Origin of the sequence: Streptomyces sp. NPDC048002 (genome assembly GCF_040653275.1) — a bacterium.
GTDB lineage: Bacteria > Actinomycetota > Actinomycetes > Streptomycetales > Streptomycetaceae > Streptomyces.
The window spans coordinates 1-20,878 of the sequence record NZ_JBEZNL010000027.1 but is presented as its reverse complement, the minus strand read 5'-3'; the positions used below and the strand labels follow the sequence as shown (position 1 = coordinate 20,878).

The following is a 20,878-nucleotide window of genomic DNA, read 5'->3' as shown; positions in this document are numbered from 1 at the left end:
CCAGCTGTCGTGGTATCCGGTATCCGTGGACGGCTCTGCTTGGCGCAGCGGCCGCCGCCGTCTCGATCGCGGCGATTGGTATGTGGGTCGCCGACGCCTCGCAGCGCGTCCTGGCCCTGCTCGGCTTCCGCCTCGAACCCGGCCACTTTCTCCAGGAACGCAAGGCCCCAGCGCCGGGCCGGTAGGGCCATTGCCGCCGACTGCTAAGACACTCTGCGGCTCCTGCATCGTGAGACAGCCGGCCACCGCCCTGATCGCCGCTATGACCCACAGCGGCCAGGTCCTCGCCCAACGACAGGCTTACGGGAAGGGCAACGAGATACCGGCCTTCGCCGCGCTCCTGGACGGCGTCGACCTGACCGGCGCGGTGATCACGGCTGACGCCCTGCATACTCAGCACGACCACGCCGCCTACCTGCACAGACGCGGTGCCCACAATCTCGCCGTGGTCAAGCGCAATCACCCCGGTCTCTGCAGGAAGGCCCGCGGCCTGCCCTGGTCCGACATCTGCCTGGACCACTACGAACGCGGACGGGCTCACCATTGCGACGAGATCCGCCGGCTGACGACCGCCGCGTTCGCCCACATCGACTGTCCCCACGTTTGCCAGGCCCTCCAAGTCGTGTGCTGGAGACGGGATCTGGCCAACGGCAAGCTGACCATCGAGCCGATCTACCTGGTCGTCAGCCTGCCGCCCGGCGCGGCCACCGGCAGCGAACTCGCCACCTGGATGCGCGGCCACCGTACATCGAAAATCAGCTCCACCACGTCCGGGACTGCACCTTCCGTGGGGACGCCTTCCAAAGCCGTCCCCGCCACCTGCCCCGCGTCATGGCTGGCCTGCGCAACCTCGCCATCGACGTGCACCGCCAGGACGGCCACACCAACATCGCCGCCGCCCTCCGCCACACCGGTTGCGACCACCAGCGGCCCCTCACCGCCCTCAGAGTGACCTGACGAACCCGCACACAAGACCACTCTCAATGACCTTGATCCCCCACAAGGAAGGGCTAACCCAGGAGATCGCCGAGACCCGGAATTGAGTGACCGTCGACACCGCCTTCACCCGCCACGCGAACAGGCCGAAAGGCGGGCCGCGGCGCATGGGCGACGCCTGGGACGCGGACCACTTCCCCCGCACTTCTGCAGCCCGCTGTACGCATCCACGCCGAGCAACGGCGTCTGCGCCGTCTCATCTGGTCCGCGACCTACCCCACCCTGGCAGTGTTTAAGCCGCGTGGCAGGCATCCACCCAGCAGCTCCAGCACCTGGAACTAGACCTACAGGGGCAGCTGCTGATCCATGGCCAGCACGGGCATCGGATGCGGCGCACCGACGTCGGCGAGAAGGTCCTGGCCGTTGCCTCGACATACGCAGAGCAACTCGGCGTCTGCGACGTCCACCGGCGCCGGAACGAGGGACGCGGCAGGCACTCGGTGACGGGCGCGTGAACAGGAGGAAGACAGGCTGCCCTCTCTGCTCAACGAAATCGCAAAGATGATCGAACGTCATGGGCATGCCGTGGTAGCGTTCCGGCGGTCCGCGATCTTCACATGGAACTCTCAGAAGCCGGCCAGCACAGAGAGCGCGAGTCCGGGCAACTGGGTTGCCCAGTCGCCTGATCGGGTCCCCGGCGGACCCTCCGTTCGCCGGGCAGGGGAGGGACACTATGAAGCTCATCTCGCTACGCGTGAAGACTGCCGCAGGGGCATTCGTCGTCACCGCGGCGGCTCTGCTCGCCACCGCGACACCCGTCCACGCTGCCACCTACAACGTCAGTGACAACTGCGACGTTGCGTGGATCAACTGCTCGTACGGTGATTTGCGACTGTTCTACAACTCGAAGGAGATTGCGATCCAGAACGGCTACTACCAGTCGGCGTTCACGCGGTTCTACAGCAACGTGTCCGACCATTGGGGTGTGAGCCAGTATCAGGGATCGTCACTGACGACCTACCGGTACGTCTTCGGCAACAGCGGCAATGGTAACGGTCAGTACATGAAGAACAATGCGGCGTCCGTAGAAAATTGTGCCCGAGACGACAACTATCGCGTGTACTACAACTCCGGATACGGCGGTACCTCTCAGTACTTCGCGAAGAACGGGCCCTATGGAGACTGCAACATCACCAACCTGATCTCCGCCTTGAAGAACAACAACGCATCGTCCCACTTCGCTTGAGAAGGAACGCCCGTGAAGCACATCAAGCAGACCGCCACCACAGTAGCCCTGACCGCTTTAGCGCTCTTGGTCAGTGCCTGCTCCTCCGGCACGACGTCAGACACCACGCAGAACGCGGCTGACGGCAACCCGATCGTGAATAAGGAAAACTGGCCCGAGGAGATTCCTGCGAGTGGCCTGGTCAAGGATCTGACCCTTCCGCTAGAGGCGTACATGGCCTCCTACGAGGAGCAGGTCACCGTCGAACAGGCCACCAACGATCTTCAGCAGTCCTGCATGAAGGACTACGGCATCGACTTGACGTTGCCGCAGGCGGGTGCCAACCCGCCTCCCAGTGACAACGACGTCAACATCGAACGCCGTTACGGCATCACCGACCGGGCCGAAGCCGAGAAGTATGGCTACGAACTCCCCCCGGCGCTGCAGGAGCACACCGAGCAGACCATGCGTGACTTGTCCGGTGTAGAGGTCGAGGTTCTGACCGGGCACACCAAGCCTGAACTGCCCGAGGCCCCTGAGGGAGTCGAGACCGGATCGGCGTTCACCGGCCCTGGCCAGACGAAGCCCGCTCGGGCGGAGTACAACGGAAAGAAGTTGAAGACGGGCGGCTGCATCGGCTGGTCCAAGGATCAACTCGGTGTGCAGGAAGCCAACCCGACCATCGTGGCTCAGCTGGCCGGGGACAGCCTGGTGCAGTCGATGAAGGACGACAAGGTCATCAAGGCCATTGCCGAGTGGTCTTCGTGCATGGACGGCAAGGGACACGCGGGGCTTGCCGATCCGTACAAGGCGATGGACCAGGGAGTCACCAACGATGGACAGCCGTCGCAGGAATCTATCGCGCTGGCTGTCGACGACATCGACTGCAAGAAGCAGACGGATCTGGTGAAGATCTGGTCTGACGTGGAGACCGTGATCCAGAACAAGCAGATCGCCGACAACAAGAGCCAGTTGACCGGAATCAGGGAACAGCACGGCAAGGAAATTGCTGCTGCGCGCGAGAAGTTGGCGGATTCCGCCCAGTGAGGGCTGGTGCAATAGTGCCCGGGTCGAGCATGGTTCGGGCACTGTGCCTGATAGCCGCGTGCGTGCTGGCCGGCGGGTGTACGGACGGTGGGCCCGCTGACAGGGCCCCCGCGTCGCAGCAGCCGACGACTCCGAGCGTGGAGCAGACCAGTCCGCAAGTGCAGCCATCGCCTGTGGCTTCGGTGCATTCTGAAGGGCGTACGCGGGTCTTGGAGTACGGAGACCTGATCGTGCGTGCCACGCCGGTAAGCAGCGGTGTGCATACCGAGATCGAGGTCGCCAATACCTACGAGCGGGATGCGACCTACTCGGTCCAGATCAGTATCGCTGACGGTGAGGGCTGGACCGCCTACAACCGGTTCTGGCTTCAGGATGTTCCTCCGGGCAAAACTCGCGGAGATGAAGCGGTGATCGGCTCTGAGGACATGGGTCCGGTTCCGCAGGTTCCAAAGATCTACGTCGATGAGTTCACTCCCATCGTCGACCAAGAATAGAAAAGGGAGCGACTTTACTGTGCGTATAAGACAGAGGCAGTGCGCGGTGGTGATAGCGGCAGCGACTGCGCTTCTAGCCTCCTTACTGTCCATCTCCGCGCAGGCTCAGGGACCCGAGGTCCCCGACAATGCGGTTCAGGGCGGCAAGAGCCTGCCGAAAGCTACGAGCAAGCCTCGCGCGGTCGAAGACAAGGACCGCGCCGCCGTCCTGGGCATGAGCCACTCTTCTTCCAAGGATGTGGCCCTGTCCACTTCCGGTGACGGCACCGGCTTTCATGTCCTAACCGGCAAGGAGAAGGACGGCTACAAGTTCACCACCGTAGCCACCCTGCGCGAAGACGGATTCGATGCGGACTCCTGGATCGGCAACGCGTGCGTGACCGGGTCCGGGAAGTACGCGGCCATCGCCTACGCACCCCGGACGTTCACCAACAACCCCGAACTGATGGTGCGCGGCGCGTTCACCGCCGTCGTCGACCTGGGTAGTGGCAAGGTCACCAAGCTGCCCTTCACCGCATCGCTGGCTTACTTCTCTCCAGGCTGCGGCACAAGCGACGATGTCGTGTTCACCCAGCTGACCCACGACGGGGACGAGGAGCAGAAGACCCGTCTGGTCACCGTGGACGCGGCCACAGGCAAACACTCCCATCCGGTCGCCTTTCCCGGTCAGGTCACCTCGGCTGTCCCGACCCGGCACGGCATTGTGGCCGGCCACGGCAACAAGCTCGTCCGTATCAACGGGCAAAAGGAGACCGTCCTCGCCGTAACGAAGCACGTGCCGTTCCAGATCGCGGCTGACAGCGGCGACGGCGTGACCTTCATCGACCGTGAAGCCGACACAAAGACGACCAAGGCGAAGTCCTGGGCCAAGCACCTCAACGCCGCGCAGGTCGAGGGGAAGAAGAAGACCACCCCGAAGACGGTGGCTGAAGGAGACCTCGCCGACTGGGACCTGTCTGCCACCCCTGGCGGCACAGTATTTCTCACGGGTAAGGCCAACAACACAGGGACTCTGCCAGGACCGGTGAAGAACCCGGGGCATCTCGCCAAGGGTGCCCGCATGTCGAGTCTGGGCCACGTGGGCGTGTCCACCTCATGGGCGGACGGCAAGTCCAGCCTGATCACACCCGAGGAAACCAAGCAGGTCCGGGACGCGCGGATTACTCTGGACGTGGTCGCCACCGGAAAGCACACCGAACTGGACGTCACACCTCAACTCTCCGCTGCGCGGGCCGAGGCCGGAAGCCGCCTCTCCCCGGCGCTGGGTATCCCTACAGGGACGGAGTCGTCCGCGGAGCCATCGGTCAGCAGCGACAGCGAGGAGCCATCCACCCAGACGATGCGCACCCAAGCTCTGTCGGCGTCGGCGACCGGTCCGAGTGAGGGCACCGACGAACGCTACTGCGCCGTGGCCCGCAACGATGTGAAGAAGCAGGCGTTCCAGCCCACCCCCCGGCAGGTCGAATGGGCAGTGGACCAGGCCGTTGTCGGTGAGCTGGACTTCTACCGCTCGCCCAACTGGAAGAACACAGGCACGGGCGGCTACCAGCCCCAGGGCCTGTTCCCACCGATCGTCTTGGCCGGCGACCCCAACGGTACTCTCGACAACGAGGACCCCGACGTCACCGACCGATGGCACATACCCTCGCAGGTGATGCTCGGCGTCACCGCGCAGGAATCCAACATGTGGCAGGCCACCCGGTTCGCTGTCCCCGGTGTCACGGCCAATAGCCTCATCGGCAACTACTACGGCACCCAGTACACCTCCGACGGTACGCAGGCCGACCCGTGGCGCATCAACTTCTCCGAGGCCGACTGCGGTTACGGCATCACCCAGGCCACTGACGGCATGCGGCTGGCTGGCAAGGAGAAGGACGGTGAGACGGCTCTCTCCCCGCTCACCCAGGAGGCAGTCGCGTTGGACTACACCGCCAACATCGCCTACGGCGTGCAGATCCTCTCCGACAAGTGGAACCAAACCTATCGGGCCGGCATGAAGGTCAACAACGGCCACCCGCAGTGGATCGAGAACTGGTTCTTCGCCCTGTGGGCGTACAACTCAGGCTTCTACGAGACGGCTGACTCCGGCGGGCACAAGGGATTGGGATGGACCAACAACCCGGCCAACCCGTTGTGGAAAGCCAACCGGATCCCCTTCCTGCAACACGCCACAGACCCGTCCAGGGACGACTACAGCCATGCCGCGCACCCGCAGGACTGGCCCTATGAGGAGAAAGTCCTGGGCTGGGCTGCTCGCCCGATCTCGGCGATGTTCGCTCCCGGCGACTTCAAGCCCGGATACCTGGCTGCCTGGTGGAATACCAACGCGTCGCGCAGTGCCGTTAAACCGCCGATCGACTTGTTCTGCGACGCCTCCAACAACTGCGATGCATCCAAGATCGGCGATAACGACTCCAACGATCCCGGCTTGGGTGCCTGCCAGCTTGATGCGGGTGACTCCGACACTAACCCGCACTGGCTGCACTGCTGGTGGGACAAGTCAGCCCAGTGGAAGGAATGCGACCGGTTGGCCGAATGCGGCCACCAGGTGCACCGCTTCAACACGTCGTATCCGGAACAGGCGGACGCCAACTCCTATCCGCCGCACTGTAGTAGCGGCCTGCCCTCGAACGCATTGATCGTGGACGATGTGTCCAACGGCACTACCCCTGCAGGCTCCGGTTCACGAGGCTGCGGGGAAGTGCAGTCGGACGGTACGTTCACCTTGACCTATCAGCCCTCCGACGTCATCGATTCCGACACCGGGCAGGCGGTCACCACCTACCCTGGCAAGATCGATACGCACCAGATCGGCGCGGGGTACGGCAATCACTTCTGGTTCACCCACACTCGTTCCCCCGAAACCTTCCCGGAGCCCGGCGACCGGATGAAGGTCACCGGCACCTGGAAGCTCGGCCAGAAGATCACCGAGCACAGCGGCCAGGCCAAGGTGTACGTGCACATCCCCGACCACGGAGCGCAGACCTCCAAGGCCGAATACCGCATCAAGCACGGGCATGGCACCACCGTCAAGGCGATCTCCCAGGACGCCAACCAGTCCAACAAGTGGGTCGACCTGGGCGCTTACCAGTTCAACGACGCCGTTCCCGAGGTCAGCCTGGACAACTTCAACGGCGGTGACGGCTCCAAGGACATCGCCTTCGACGCCATCGCGTTCGTCCCTGGCGACTACTCCGGCATCCCGGCTGATCTGACCTTTGGGGACGCCGACCCGAACGCGCCGGAACCCGCCGCGATTGAGCCACCCGAGACCATCACGGGCGGCTTCTTCCCGATCGTCGGAACCTCACTCGAGTCGACCGGGGCGACCAGCGCCTCCGTGAGTGGCGCGCAGGTCACCGCGGACGCCACCGCTACCTGCTCCGTGGCCACGAAATCGGTGACGTACACCCGGACCCAGGCGTGCATCAGGGACGAAATCGGCATCACGTATTTCCAGAACGGCACTCCGGCTGGCAACGCCATCTTCGACTACCAGCAGCAGATCGATCTCGACGTCAAGAGCGACACCTTCACCCAGACGGTTAACATCACCCTGAAGTCTATGGACCCGGCCGTTGCCAGCGCCCGGATCGACGTTGACTTCAACTGCCGCGGCTACTGCCAGACGGACACTCCGGTCTGGACCGGCAGCAAGACCTGGGTCAAGGGCGAGTTCCACACGGTGACCGCCATCTCCAAGATCAAGTGGACGAAGGGGACGGACCGCAGCGCGATCTCTCCACTCTGGACTGTCAAGGGCGCGGCCAATGGAGCGACCACGGTCAATTCCGTCGACGTCGAGAAGGAGGAACTGGACGTCCGCTGCGACGTCGAAGTAGGGACCACGCCCGGCTGTGTATTCAGCCGCTACAAGCCGACGTACGTCATGAACTCCAAGAAGTTCCCGGCAGCCGCCGCGCACGCGTGGCTGATCCAGAACAAACTCCCCGGCCACTACGGCCTGCGGGGCAACAACCCGCTGACCTTCCTGGCCGACGACGTTCTGGTCCCCGACCCTCCGACCAGCACCAAGAGCCTGGTCGACCACAACCGCGACACCATCTGCCCGACGGAGTGGCAGCGCAGCGACTTGGCCACAATGTCGTACAACCTGGGATCAAATGACGTGCCCAGTTGCGACGAGTTCCCCTTCGCGGCCAGCTGGCAGAGCGCCGCTATCCCCAAGACATGGGGCGGCCAGAACCTCAAGGCCGTTGGCTCAGGCGACGAATGCGTGAACACCATCGCCGTCGAGGGCAGCGACGGGCTGTGGCGGCTGATACCCGACCCGCGCTACGACGTGCCAACCTGGACGGAGCCGTGTGGCCGGTCCAGCATGTCCAACAATCAGAACACACAGTCCATGAGCCTCTTCCCGACGTTCCGCAGGAACAACCGCGTCCTCGAGGGCGACAACTACTGGCTTGACGCACAGAAGCCATAACGCGGATATCGCATGTCGGTGGGGGCCGGGCGGATTACCGCCCGGCCCCCACCGACATGTACGGGCTCAGTCCCAGACCACCCGTCCCTCGCGGACGGACGCCCGGCGCCCCCGCGTGAGCACACCGTCCCCACAGTCGTGTTCCAGCATGTCGGCAACGCCGGACAGCAGCTCTTCCAGGGACGAGGCATACCTCTTCGGGTAGTCGGTCTCGCGGTAGGCCAGCACCGGGACGCTTCCGTCCCTCTGCCCCGCGTCCAGGATCAGCCCGTAGTGGGCATCCGCCTCGGCCAGGACCGGAATCCATGAAGGCTCCCACCAGTCCTCATCGCCAATCTCCTCGGCGACACGGAGGTTATTCTGGTATCGGTCGACGATGCGCCGACAGTCGAGAAACACCTCACCGCCAGGGAAGATCTTGGAATCAAGGTGGGGGGTGACTCGGAACCCTCCGGGAGTCGAAATTCTGGAATCCTTCGCGGTGCTGCCGTTGTTGAGCCGCAGCCACGTTTCCAGAACCTCGGGGAGCGGGCATCCTAGTGAACCGCGCAGTTCTCGGATATCGGACTCGGTGGCCGGGGGATTGAGGGCCTGCGCACTGGCGGGGGTGTTCTCCTCCAACCACCGGACAATCCTGGCCCACGACAACCTGACAGCATCCGCATGAGACATGGGATCTCCCTCTCGGCTCAGATCGGCACGCTATCGCAGTCCCGACACTCCTACCGCCGTGGCCTTCGAACACCACCGTCACGAACGTGCGATGCGGCTTCTCGGCGGACCAGCAGGTTGACGCTGCCGGTGTAACCCAACTCCCGGATTCTCCCTAGCAGGTGGCTTACAGGACTGCGGGAGGGAGCATCGGAGGACTGGTGTCGCTGACTGGCAGAAGGCGGCCTCGCGCGGACGGGGTGATCATAGGGTGTCGCAGCCTATCCAGAGTTGCAGCTCCCACAGGGTCCGGAACAGCCATGGCTGCTGGGTGAGCTGGGCGTAGATGCCTTCCGCGACGATCCGCCCTTCGTTCAACACCACGATCCGGTCGACGACGGCCACGTTGGTGAGGCGGTGCGTGATCAGCAGGATGGCGCGGTCCTTGGCCAGCTCGCGCAGGCAGGCGAAAATCCGGTGCTCGGCGCGGGCATCGAGGGCAGCGTAGATTCGTCGAATACCAGCAGCGCCGCATGCCTGTCGAACGCGCGGGTGAGCGGACGAGACGCTGCCACTGCCCGCCGGACACTGCTGTCCGCCGAACCACTCGCTGGTCAGGAGGGTGCTGAGGCCGGAGCGGAGACCGGGAAGTATCTCCGCGGCGCCGGTGCCGGCGCCTCGCAAGCGGCGAGAAGGGCCGCGTCGATGGTGTCACCCTGCCCGAAGGTGATGTTGTCGCGCATCGTCAACAGCAGCTACGTGAATGGCTGCGGCACCAAGGCGACGTGGTCCCGCGACGCCCATGGGTCCAGGTCAGCGGCGGAGGTGTGGTCCCAGGCCAGCCACCTTGCCCTCGGTGGGCAGGAGCAGCCCGCACAGCAGTCGCGAGAGGGGCGTCTCGCCGGAGCCGTTTTCCCCGACCAGCGCCACGATCTCGCCTCGCCGCATGCGGGACACGTTGCTCAGGCTGTTCTTGGGGGCGCCGTTGTAGCGGTAGGTGACGTCTCATACTTCGAAGCGTTCGGGGGCTTCGGTCACGCATGTGGTGCCGCGTGGGGTCATGGCCTGGCCGCGCGCGTTGTCGAGGAAGTTCTGCCAATCCTGTATGTACCAGCCGGTGCCCACCATGCGGGCTCCTCTGTCGATGATGCCGTGTACAGAGCCGGTGGCGGTCTGGAGGGCGAAGACGGCGCTGTCTCCGGCCGCGAGGGTCATCCGCCCGGAGGCCAGGAGCCACAGCAGGGCCGCCCACACCGCGGTCGAGGCGATCCCACCGGCGACGGCTCCGGCCAGTCCCATCCAGGCACCGTTGTTGGCGGCGGTGTGTTCGGCGGCGTTGGCCGAGGCGGCGAGCCACGGTGCTGGCCGATCAGGAAGGGGCCGGCCAGACAGGCGCGCCTCTCCTCGCTGGACTCCTGATAGGCCATGTGCCAGCGCAGCTTGCCCAGCATCCTGCGCCGTCCGGAGGTCTCCGAGAGGTAGATCACGCGGGCGGAACGCACGTACCCGGCGGCCTGCGGCAGGCAGACGAGTGTGAGAATGGGCAGGAGCAGGGGGTGCAGGACGGTCAGGACAGTTGTGCCTGCGGCGATGTGGCGGTCGCCGCGAGGACGTCCTGTGCTTCTTCGACGAGGTCGGGGTGACCTGGGCTCCGCGGTCGGCGATGTCGTAGGCGTCGTTGTAGCCGTGCTTGTTGCCGGCGGCCAGTTCGGCGCCGAGCGCAGGCTCGATCATCGTCAGCTCCGTTGCCCGCCCGAGCGCCTGGCGCGGCCGGCCGGTGAGCCAGACTATGGTGATGTCTAGCAGGGCGCGCAGGCCGGTGGCGACGGCGATCACAGTCAGCTGCGGGGCGGCCTCACATAACCGCTCGGTGATGTCGCCCGACGAGATCAGCGGGTTGATCGTGCCCGTGACGGCCAGGAGGTCGAGGGGCGCGAGGACGCCGGTCGCGGTCTGGTACACCAGCAGGCCGGTGGTCCCCCCCGTTACCTTCTTCGTGGCTCCGCAATGGGGCTACCGGCCTTCGGGTCCGGCATGACTTCCCCCCCCCTTGTAGTTCATGACAATGCCGTTGCTTTAGTGGTCGTGCCACCTGTGGTTCAGGGTGATGACGACCGGGGAGCGGCGGTGGCTTGCGGGCTCTCCAGGGGCCTTGCTGCCGTACGGGGTGATGCAGGAGCGGATCTTGCGGGGGCAGTCACGGGACCGACGGCGGGGTAACAGACTCCGGCCGATCTCGGCGAGCCCAAGGTGCCGGTCCCGTCTGCGGGCTGAGGGGGGAAAAGCCGCTCGGTGAGGTCACCATGCGGCGGACGACGTGCAGGGCCCGAGTGAACGAGGTTCGCTCGGCGGTGCTCCGGTGAACCCTGGCGGCCTCGTTCAGCAGGTCCCGGGTGGCATGGTGAACGATCAGGTGCGCGTAGATCTCCTGCCGCACCCCGTCCGGCGTCTGCGACCTCAAGACCGGTCTGCCGCGCTGGTGGGTCTTGATCTCGTCGAAGACCAGCTCGATCTCCCAGCGCCGGGCGTAGAGCGCGGCCAGCTCGGCGGCCGGGTACTTTCCGTGGTCCGTGAGACTGGTGATCAGCCGGACGATGTCGGCCTGGCCGTCGACGCGGTACTTGATCACACGGACCAGGGCCGGTGGGGCCTTGACGGTTCCGGCCGCCTTGCTGTGCTTGTTCGCCTCGATCCGGGCGAGGTAGCTGCCGTCGGGCAGCACGTCCATCACCCGGCGGGCCTTGCGTCTCTCGATCCGCCACAGCAGGTGCGTGCCCTGGTCCCGCAGCCTGTGCCAACGGGCCAGACCCCACAGACCGCGGTCGGCCAGTAACAGCGTGCCGGTCCCGCCATGGGCGTCCAGGGCGTCGGAGACGATCCGCTCGGACTCCTTGAACCCGCCGACCACGGCGTCGAGCACGGCATGGGAGGAACACTCGGCCACCGCGACCACCCGGGCCTGCGGATATCCCATCGGACTACGCGCTGATCCCGACTTGCCGAAGGCGTCGTTGTTCACCGCGGAGTCCGGCACGGCCAGCAGTGTCCCGTCCAGGGCCAGCACCCGCAGCCCGTGAAAGAGATCGTCTTCCCTGCCCAGTGGCCGGGCCACGGCCCGGAACAGTTCCCGCATCACGGTCCATCCCGGCCGTTGCCGTGCCCTGGTCAGCGAGGACTTGTTGACCCCGGTCCAGGACCGCAGTCCTGGGTCTCCGGCCTTCACCAGGCGCAGAACCTCCAGGTAGTCGGCCTGCGGGAACAGGCACATCGCCAGCACGAAGTACACCGTGAACCGGGCGGACAACAGACGCCGGCGCTTCTCCGAACGACCGGCCTCACCGACCACCCGGTCCACCAGCTCCGGCGGGCACGACCGGGTCAAGACTCCCAGCCCCAGCCGTTCCAGACGGGATATCAGCACACCGACTCAACCGGCCGACAGCCTCAAAAGCAACGGCATTGTTGTTCATGATCCGGGGGGTGGTGTCACCGGGCCCGGAGGCATCGACGGACCGCTGATGAGGGGCTTGAGCACCGGCTTCACCCAAGGCCGGAAGAGCTCTCCGTAACGTGGATGTGGCAGCTCGGTGCCCTGGCAAGGCCGGACGAAAGCGTGATGGAGGGGCCTGCACGTGATCGACACCGGCGACATCGACGTCTTCCTCGGCCTGGACGTCGGCAAGGGCGAACACCACGCCACCGCCGTCACCCCGGCCGGCAAAAAGGCCTTCGACAAGCGGCTGCCCAACACCGAACCCAAGCTCCGCGAACTTTTCGCCAAGCTGAAGGCCAAGCACGGAACGGTGCTCGTCGTGGTCGATCAGCCGGCCTCGATCGGAGCCCTGCCGCTGGCGGTCGCCCGGGACATGGGCTGCCTCGTCGCCTACCTGCCCGGACTGACGATGCGGCGGATCGCCGACCTCTACCCCGGCGAGGCCAAGACCGACGCGAAGGACGCGTTCATCATCGCCGACGCCGCCCGCGCGATGCCCCACACGCTGCGGGCCATCGACGGCCAGGACGAGACGATCGCCGAGCTGGAGATGATCGTCGGCTTCGACGACGACCTCGCCGGCGAGGCCACCAGAGTCGCCAACCGACTGCACGGCCTGCTGACGCAGATCCACCCCTCGCTGGAACGGGTGCTGGGGCCGCGATTGCAGCACCCGGCAGTCCTCGCCCTGCTGGAACGGTTCGGATCACCGGCCCAGATCCGCAAGGCCGGACGACGACGCCTGGTCACCCTGCTGCGGCCGAAGGCGCCCAGGATGGCCGGGCGGCTGGTCGGGGAGATCTTCGCCGCCCTGGACGAGCAGACCGTTACCGTTCCTGGCACCGAGGCAGCCGCGTTGATCGTCCCGAGCCTGGCTGGATCCCTGACCGCTGTCCTTGACCAGCGGAAACTGCTGGCCGGGCGGATCGAAGAACTCCTGGAGGACCACCCTCTTTCCAAGGTCCTGACCTCGATGCCGGGAGTCGGCGTCAGGACCGGAGCCCGCATCCTGATCGAGGTCGGCGACGGCAGCACCTTCCCGACCGCCGGCCACCTCGCCGCATACGCAGGGCTCGCCCCGGCGACCCGCAGTTCGGGGTCCTCGATCCGCGGTGAACAGCCGTCCCGGAGGGGGAACAAGCAGCTCAAACGGGCCTTCTTCCTCTCCGCGTTCGCCGCGCTCGGCGACCCGGCGTCGCGGGCCTACTACGACAAGAAGATCGCCCAGGGAAAGCACCACACGCAGGCCCTGCTCTGCCTCGCCAGACGCCGGGCCGACGTCCGGTTCGCGATGCTCCGCGACGGAACCTTCTACGAACCCAAACCCGCCAGGTCAGCCTGAATCGCCGAGAACCCGGCGGGCCCCAGTCCACACCCGCTCGAACTCATCCGCGGAGATCTCGACTGCCTCGGGCTCGTCCCGCCAGCCATCCATCGGACCCTCGGCAAGGACCCCGAACTGCCGTTCATAGCGGAACATGGCGGCGAGATCGGCATGATCACGCAAGTGCAGTACCTCTTCCAGAGAGGCCGCCGTCACCGGGCGCGAGTCCTGCCTGCGGACCTCGACCTGTCGTGCTGCCCAGCCTTCGTCACTGGCCTCGAAATACAGCCACAGATCTTCGTCCTCGTAGTAGATGCGGAACCACATCGTCATGCCGCCATCCTGGCCCAGGACCTTGACCAAAGAGATAGGGGCACCCCCCCCCGCGATCCACGCGCCACGCCATCTGGACCGAGCGCCGCGCGAGCGAGGGGTGACGTCGCGCCATGGTGCGGGAGGTCAGCGGGGAGCCGGCCTGGAGCCGCGATTCGTCACGATAGAGGCACTCCTCTCGAACACCGGCCCGCTGGACTTCGTCGTCCGGCGCGGTCGCCTATTCCGGTTGCGGCGGCTGGTCCTGCGTATCGGTAGAGGTCATCGTTTGCCTTAGGACGGTCGCTGCGGCTGAGTCGTGAGGTCTAACGACGCGATCGGGCTATCGAACACACGTCATTCGGTCGTGCTGGGAAGCCTGCTGTTTCCTGCGTCGGCTGGCCCTGCAGGCGTGAGATCCCTGGTCTGGCTCGGAGCAGCTGCGGGCAGGAAGTGGCCGAGACGCCGACACCGCCAGATCGCAGGTCTCGGCCAGCGGGTCAGCCGCGACTTCGCCCCCTATCCGAGTGCCGGTTCTGGCTGTAGCAGCCGTTCCAGCTGGGTTTCCGCGTCACGGACCGCGCACGTCAGAGCATCACGGTGGTCGGCGGACAGTTCACCGGATCCCAGTCCGGCTGCCGCGGTCACGGCGTACAGCACGTCTTTCGCCTCATCGTCCAAGACCGTGGCGGCAACGGGGTGGCGCAGGACCTCTCGTGCGGCGTAGGCGTCGAGGCGTGCCGCAGCGGCAAGAGCGGGGGCGAGCGAGTCCGCGTGCGGCCCGCTGCCGCCGAGGTCCAGGGCGGCGAGGCCCGCCCGGGTCTGGAAAGCGGTGTACGAGGGTTCGGGGTCGGCCAGCAGCGAGGCGGCTGCACGCTGGGCCCGGTCGAGGTCGGCGGGCGGAAGCGGTGTCGCGCCGGTGCGGCAGTGGGCGCGCAGGAGGTCGGCGACGGCGTTCTCCCAGGGCTCGGTGGGCTGGGTGGCGTCGATCAGGTCGCGTGCCTGCTGGTCCCGGTCCTGCTCCATAAGGGCCATGGTCTGGATCTGGCGGCCGTCGAGGAGTCGGTTGCCGATGCCGCGGTGCTGGGCCATGGCGTCGGTGGCCTCGGTCCATCGCCCGGTCTGGGCGAGGGCGCGGGCGCCGTCCACGAGCAGGGCGATGTAGAGCTCATGGCACACCGTGCGGTGGTCCTCGTCGGTGCCGGTCAGGGCCGAGAGGTCGACGGTGCGGCCGTCGATGTCGGTCTTGGTCCGTTGTCGGGCCGCGTCGTTGAGGCAGTGCAACAACCTGTAGGCGGACTCGCCGTGGCCGGCGCGGGTCTGCAGTCGGGAGAGGTTGACCAGCGGCATCAGCGACATGACGGCGATCCGGCCGCTGAGGCGCCCTGCGTCGGCGAAGACCTGGTGCTGGCGCCAGCACAGATCCTCGGCCAGTCCGGGTAACCCGACGTCGGAGGCGATCAGGGCGGCGTAGTTGAGGATCCCGCAGGTGCGGGCCACCAGGTCGTGGTGGCCCGCACCTGCGGGCGCGACGGTCAGCCCGGTGAGGTGGTTGATGCGCTCCGAAAGCGGGAGCGCGGGCGCCTTGGTGCGGCGGACCAGGGGGATGCGGCTGGCTATCGCGGGGATCATCGGCTCAGCCCTTGCCCGCCCAGTCGATGACCAGTCGGCTGTAGGGCTTGTCGACGACGAAGCGCGGGTCGCTGGCCGTCAGCCGGTCGCGGGAGTCGGCGGTGGCCATCCGGAAGCCCGGTTCGGGGGCGTCGTTGCCGCCGCTGGCGTCCCAGGCGCGGATCTCGCTTACGACGCGCTCGGCGAGGTCGCCTCCGCGCTCCCCGTGGCCGATAGCCCCGACCTCCCAATACCGGCCCTCCTCGTCCTCGCCCTCGCGGACAGTCAGGTACGCGAGCGAGCCTCCGTCGACGGCGGCCATGGAGCCCCAGCCGAAGTGCGGAGTAAATCCCGGACGCTGGCCCGGCAGGCGTGACAGACCGTTGGGCAGCACGCAGGCCAGGTACAGGTACAGCCACTCCCACGCCGAGCCCTGCCGGAACTTCACCCCGGTGTACAGCTTGGTCTGCTGCTCGTCGAGGACGGTACGCAGCGCCTCGCGGTCGACGTCCTGCTCGCTGAACGTCTCCAGGCGCACGTTGCCCTCGCCGGCCATCGGCACGAGGGTGTACACGTCGTCGCAGACGCCCTTGCGCAGCGGGACGAAGGTGGCCATCTCGCAGGAGACGGTCTTCCACGTGTCCGCGTCGCGTTCGAAGGCGAAGGAGCGGGAGATGCTGCCGCGGATCCGCATCGGCAGGACCAGGCGCCCGCCGGGGGCGAGCTGGTCGAGGATCTTGACCGGGACGTCTCCCGCGCCGACCGTGAACTGGATTCGGTCGTACGGGGCGTGCTCGGGCAGCCCGGCCGCACCGTCGGCCATGACCGCGGTGGCGTTGTCGATGCCGGCCTCGGCGAGGTTCTTGTTCGCGCCGTCGACGAGGTCCTTGTCGACGTCTAGGGTCCACACCTGCCCGCCGGGGGAGACGATCTTGCTGAGGAGAGCGGCGTTGTAACCGGTGGCGGCTCCGGCCTCCAGGACTTTGTGGCCGGGCTGGGCGCCGAGCTGTTCGAGCTGAGTGGCGACGACGGACGGTGCGGAGATACAGGAGATCATCTCCCCGTACTCGTCGTGCTTGATCGGTACGGCGTCCTCCTTGTAGGCGCGCTCCAGTTCGACGCCGGGCAGGAACGCGTGCCGGTCGGTGGAGCGGAAGGCATCGACGGCGGCCTGGCTGCGCAGGTGGCCGCTGTCGATGAGCCGTTGGGCGAGGCTTTCGCGGAGCTGGTGGGGGTCGGTTACGGGTGTCACGGTGGTCTCCATTCGAGGGAGGCTAGGGTCCGCCGGGGCGGACTTGCGGGTGGACACGTCTCCTTCTCCGCTGGAGAAGGAGACGAGACGGCCGAGCCACGCGGTCGCGGCCTGCGCTTCGACAGGCACGCCCGCGCGGTTGAACGCGAAGATCGCGTGGTGGGCGAGGACGCCCCTGATTCCACGTATCAGCCGGCCGTCGGCGGCGAGCCGGCGCAGCTGGGAGCCGGCGTCCTCGAACGCGGCGACGCGCTCGGCCCAGCCCGCTTCCGCATCGGGACGTGATGCGGCGTCCGCGTGCATCAGCCGCCGCATCGCGGAGACGGCCTTGTCCAGGGCGGGCCCTCGGGGAGGGGTGACGGGGTGGCGCAGGGCGGCCCACTGGTCGTAGACGTCTCCGGCTTCGAACGGGTCCAGTCCCGCTGCGCGGATCATGGCGGACAGCAGCATCACAGCGCGCTCGCGGGCGCGAGGGGCACCGGTCTCGGCGAGCGCGGCCGGGCTGTCGGCGCAGAACACGTCGTGCGCGATCTTCATGCCCTCGGGGCCGCCGAACGCGTGGGTCTCCGGCTCGTAGATCCCGCCCGTCCAGCCGCTGATCACACCGTCGGAGACGAGCTGGTCCAGCAGGCTGGTGGCGGGCGGTTCGGTGCGCAGGCGCAGGCCGGCGTCCTTGCGCAGGAAGTGGAATCGGCGTCCGGACAGCGCGGTGGCCAAGGCCCTTGCGGCGTTGTGGGGCGGTTCGGGAAAGGCTACGGAGGCGTGCCACCAGCGGGTGTCCGGTGGGAGGGGCAGGTTCTCGTCGTCGAAGGCCATGGGCAGGGAACTCCTTGAGGGACTGCAAGACGGGGTCAGGTGAGCAGGAGGGCACGGCTCCAGTCGGCGATGCCCGGGTCGTGCAAGGCGAGTTGGGCGCCGGCCCGGCCTTCCAGGAAGCCTGGTTTGGTCAGGTGCTCCCAGTCGGCGGTCAGCCGTTTGTGCAGGTCCTGGATGATGGGGGTGAAGCGTGCGGGTTCGGAGCTGTCGGCGGCGACCGCGCGGGTGAGTGTCAGCAGGCCGGCCCAGCCGTGGCAGAGCGTCGAGTCGGTGATCCGGGCGAGCTGCTGGGGGTCGGTGAGGATGGTCTCGACGCTGTTCTCGGCCGCTCGGCGGCGGGCGGAGTTGCCGAGGGCGAGCGCGGCGAGCTGTTGCGCGCGGGCGATGCCGGGCTGGCCGTAGCACCAGGACTGGCGGGCGGGTTCCGCTTCGGGTGGCTGGTCGGCGTTCAGGTGGGCTGCGGTGGACCAGTAGTGGGCGCCGTGCTGCTCCAGCCAGGTTGTGAACGCGTCGACAGCCTCTTCCTGGCCAGGGACGCGGACGTCTTCGCGTAGGGCGAGGGAGAGAACGGCCAGCGGCCCGGCGATGCCGTGGGCCATGCCGTTGTTGCCGTGCCCGCCGGCCATCTCCTTGCCGTCCGGGCCGACCGCCGACCACCACCCCGGAAGCATCCGGTCCCCGCCGCGGGCGGGGCGGGCGAGCACGACCAGGCAGGCGAGCACATCGGGCAGTCGGGGCGCGACGGGGCGCCGGGTGAGCAGCAGCGCTGCGAGCCCGGTCAGGCCGCGGATGAGGTCCCATTCGGCGAGGTTCGGCAGCATGCCAGCGGCCTGACGGCTGTGGGCGGCGGCGAGCCGGGCGTCCACGACGCGGTCGACGGCCGCGCGGACGTCGTCTCCGGCCCCATGGGCACGGGCCAGGACGAACTCCAGGGCGGGCGCGCCGTGAAAGAGGCTGGCGTTGCTGCCGGTGCTCACCCCTTGAACGGTGGCCCGGGCGAGGTGGCGGCGCGCTGTGATCAGGTCTCGGCGCTCGATGCCGAGCAGGGCCATGCCCAGGGCGCCCTCGGACAGGTCCTGCGTACGGGGCACGGTCGGCGTCCTCATGAGCGCCTGGCCAGAGGAATCACGATGCTGTGGGACCGACCGCCGATCCACCCGTCGGCGTCCGGCGGGGGCGCGTCGTGCAGGGTTGCGACGCCGATGCGGCTGGCATCCAAGTGCGCGCGCAGCAGGTCCAGTTCGACGTCGCGGGTGAGATCAAGGGGAAGCTGCTGGTCGTCCTCCGCGAGCAGGACTTGTTCCGGCACCCCCAACCGAGCCCGCCACGCGTGGAGTTGGTCAGCCCACTGCTCCAGTGGCGCGGTGCGGTCAGGCAGGATGCTGCGGCGAATCTTCCAGCGGGCGGCGGTGAGGATGGTGCGCCGGTAGGTGAGGGCCGGAGTGAAGGGCAGAGCCCAGGCAGCCCCCCAGTCGAACCAGGTCACCTGCGGGGACACGGCGCGGCTGATCTCGCCGAGGAAGCGCGCCATCGGCGGGGTGTAGTTGTTCCACAGGAAGTTGATGGCGGTGGGGGCGAGCAGCTCCAGCGGCTTGCCCGTCGCGGCCTCGACCAGATGAGGGCGGCCGTCGGCGACGGTGACCGACAGGTCGCGTGGGAAGAGGACGTGCGGGGCGGGGTGCCGGAACTCGCCGACGCTGACGACGCAGGGCAGGGCCTGAGGCGCGCGGGTGAGCAGGTCCGCTGGTGCCCGCCCGGCGTGGAAGGAAAGCTGGACGAGCTCCGCTCCCGGATCGACGGTGGGCAGGTTCGCGTACGCAGTCTCCGAACCCGGCATCAGGTGCCAGAACCGGCCGGTCATCGATCCGGCCGAGCGGGAGACGGCCAGCACGCGCAACCGGAAGTCGCCCCGGTCGAGCGCCGGGACGGAGGAGGCGTGGACCTGCGTGGCAAGTTCGAGGTGGGGAGCCAGGCCATGGCCCTTGCCGCCAGCCGCTGTTTCCAGTTCCTCGATCATTGCCCCGGTCAGTGAGACGGTTCGGATGCCTTCGGCGGCGGCGGTTCCGGCCAGGTCCAGCAGCATCCGGTCGCGTCGGGACATCGGCCGGGGCGGTTCGCTCGGCGTGAGGAATCCGTCCGGGAAGCCCACACCCCGTTCGGGATCCGTGGCCACGTCCACCGGCACCAGGTGGTTCTCGCCGTAGCGCTCGCTGAACCGCTCGATCCACTGCTGCCAGGTCGGTGTTCCGGTCGGGTGGGTGGCCGCGCGGGTCAAGACGCTCGCCGCGGTCTCCACTTCGGTCAGCACCGGTTCGGGCAGTCGTACGTCGGCGTCCAGCCGCAGGTCGCACGCGGTCCGCAGGCCCGCTGCCCGAGCGCGCGCGGCAGGTGGCAGGACGTCGGTGGGGTCGGCGATGGTGGAAGGCGCGCGCAGCGACGAGCGCAGCAGCCGGACCCGCAGCAGTTCACCGAGCAGCCGCTCTCGCGCCGTGTCACTCACGGTGGGGAACTCCGCAGCCAGCTTCGCGGACAACTGGCCGTACACGATCGGCGATCGCGCCAGATCGAGGACGAGGCGCAGTGCAGGGCTCAGGGCGAGGCGGAACACCGCGTCGCCCTCGGAGGGCACGTGGATGTGCTGGTCACGCTGTTGGAACAGGTTGTTGACGCAAACCTTGACGTCGGCCATGCGCGCCGCGTCGCTCTCCCAGTCGCTGAGCATCTCCTCTAGTCCCGTCGGCTCGGGCCGGGCCACCACCTGGTGCTCGTCGCCGACGCGGACGGACGTGGTCTCGGCGAAGTCGAGCGGGGCGACGCCGGCGAAGAGGCCGTAGGGGGTGGAGCGGCGGGCGTAGCGGATCGCGTAGCGGGCGGTAGCCAGAGCCGCCCGGCGCATCCGGCGTGCCTTCGGCGTTCGGCCGTTGATGATGGCCTGCACCTGGTCCGCCAGATGGGGGCTGGCCTGCGACACGGCACGTCGGAAGGCGGTGTCGGACCACACCGTGGTCAGCCACGCGCGCCATTCCTCCGTGGGCGCGGTGCGCGTCGGCCAAGGCCGCATCGTGGGCTCGGTCGTGTGGACCGCGGCGCGCAGCATGGCTTGCCCCGCGGCCTCGTACAGGCTTCGCCGTTGCCGTGTCATCAGCGCTTTCCTTATCTTCTGGGCGTGGCGGGCTCTGCGGCGCGGACCGGGGTGTCCAGCTCGGGGTTGTTGTAGCCGAACTTCTCCGCCTGCTCGATCATCTTCTCGTTGCCGACGTTGTCGGCCAT

General features: G+C 67.4%; 13 protein-coding genes and 1 pseudogene. 6 read left to right on the top strand and 8 right to left on the bottom strand.

What is annotated here, in order from left to right; genetic code table 11:
* Positions 1-229: 229 nt before the first annotated feature.
* The 5 genes from AB0E07_RS27605 to AB0E07_RS27585 all read left to right on the top strand — a co-directional run bounded on the left by AB0E07_RS27605 (position 230) and on the right by AB0E07_RS27585 (position 8,149).
* Positions 230-952, top strand: a complete 723-nt coding sequence (locus AB0E07_RS27605; RefSeq protein WP_362257705.1) for a transposase — start codon at positions 230-232, stop codon at positions 950-952.
* Positions 953-1,669: 717 nt separating this feature from the next.
* Entirely contained in the window at positions 1,670-2,182 is a 513-nt protein-coding gene (locus tag AB0E07_RS27600; protein WP_362257702.1) for a hypothetical protein, read from the top strand.
* A 12-nt stretch (positions 2,183-2,194) separates the two neighbouring features.
* On the top strand, positions 2,195-3,208 hold the full coding sequence (locus AB0E07_RS27595; protein ID WP_362257699.1) for a hypothetical protein: 1,014 nt from the start codon (positions 2,195-2,197) through the stop codon (positions 3,206-3,208).
* Positions 3,209-3,345: 137 nt separating this feature from the next.
* Positions 3,346-3,702, top strand: a complete 357-nt coding sequence (locus AB0E07_RS27590; protein WP_362257696.1) for a hypothetical protein — start codon at positions 3,346-3,348, stop codon at positions 3,700-3,702.
* 46 nt (positions 3,703-3,748) lie between these two features.
* Entirely contained in the window at positions 3,749-8,149 is a 4,401-nt protein-coding gene (locus AB0E07_RS27585) for a hypothetical protein (RefSeq protein WP_362257693.1), read from the top strand.
* A gap of 66 nt (positions 8,150-8,215) precedes the next feature.
* On the opposite strand, the gene AB0E07_RS27580 is transcribed toward AB0E07_RS27585, so the two are convergent.
* From AB0E07_RS27580 to AB0E07_RS27570, 3 genes and pseudogenes are all read right to left on the bottom strand, one after another.
* Positions 8,216-8,821 (bottom strand): SMI1/KNR4 family protein, encoded by a 606-nt coding sequence (locus AB0E07_RS27580; protein ID WP_362257690.1) that lies wholly within the window; start codon positions 8,819-8,821, stop codon positions 8,216-8,218.
* A 243-nt stretch (positions 8,822-9,064) separates the two neighbouring features.
* Positions 9,065-10,777 (bottom strand): annotated as a pseudogene (locus tag AB0E07_RS27575) (ABC transporter ATP-binding protein); the annotation flags it as partial.
* Between the two features lie 220 nt (positions 10,778-10,997).
* Positions 10,998-12,182 carry an IS4 family transposase gene (locus AB0E07_RS27570; RefSeq protein ID WP_362257686.1) on the bottom strand — a complete coding sequence of 395 codons (1,185 nt, stop codon included), beginning with the start codon at positions 12,180-12,182 and terminating at the stop codon, positions 10,998-11,000.
* 253 nt (positions 12,183-12,435) lie between these two features.
* Between AB0E07_RS27570 and AB0E07_RS27565 the strand changes: the two genes are divergently transcribed.
* Complete coding sequence (locus tag AB0E07_RS27565) at positions 12,436-13,635, top strand: IS110 family transposase (protein ID WP_362257891.1); 1,200 nt, start codon at positions 12,436-12,438, stop codon at positions 13,633-13,635.
* On the opposite strand, the gene AB0E07_RS27560 is transcribed toward AB0E07_RS27565, so the two are convergent.
* The 5 genes from AB0E07_RS27560 to AB0E07_RS27540 form a co-directional block, all read right to left on the bottom strand.
* A complete protein-coding gene (locus AB0E07_RS27560; protein ID WP_362257683.1) occupies positions 13,627-13,950 on the bottom strand; it encodes a hypothetical protein in 324 nt (107 codons plus the stop codon). The two genes, AB0E07_RS27565 and AB0E07_RS27560, sit on opposite strands and share 9 nt — an antisense overlap.
* A gap of 498 nt (positions 13,951-14,448) precedes the next feature.
* Entirely contained in the window at positions 14,449-15,561 is a 1,113-nt protein-coding gene (locus tag AB0E07_RS27555; RefSeq protein WP_362257680.1) for a hypothetical protein, read from the bottom strand.
* Between the two features lie 4 nt (positions 15,562-15,565).
* Positions 15,566-17,608, bottom strand: a complete 2,043-nt coding sequence (gene fxlM, locus AB0E07_RS27550; protein WP_362257678.1) for a methyltransferase, FxLD system — start codon at positions 17,606-17,608, stop codon at positions 15,566-15,568.
* Positions 17,609-17,643: 35 nt separating this feature from the next.
* A complete protein-coding gene (locus tag AB0E07_RS27545; RefSeq protein WP_362257675.1) occupies positions 17,644-18,699 on the bottom strand; it encodes a lanthionine synthetase C family protein in 1,056 nt (351 codons plus the stop codon).
* Positions 18,700-18,710: 11 nt separating this feature from the next.
* A complete protein-coding gene (locus AB0E07_RS27540; protein ID WP_362257672.1) occupies positions 18,711-20,750 on the bottom strand; it encodes a lantibiotic dehydratase family protein in 2,040 nt (679 codons plus the stop codon).
* Positions 20,751-20,878 lie beyond the last annotated feature (128 nt).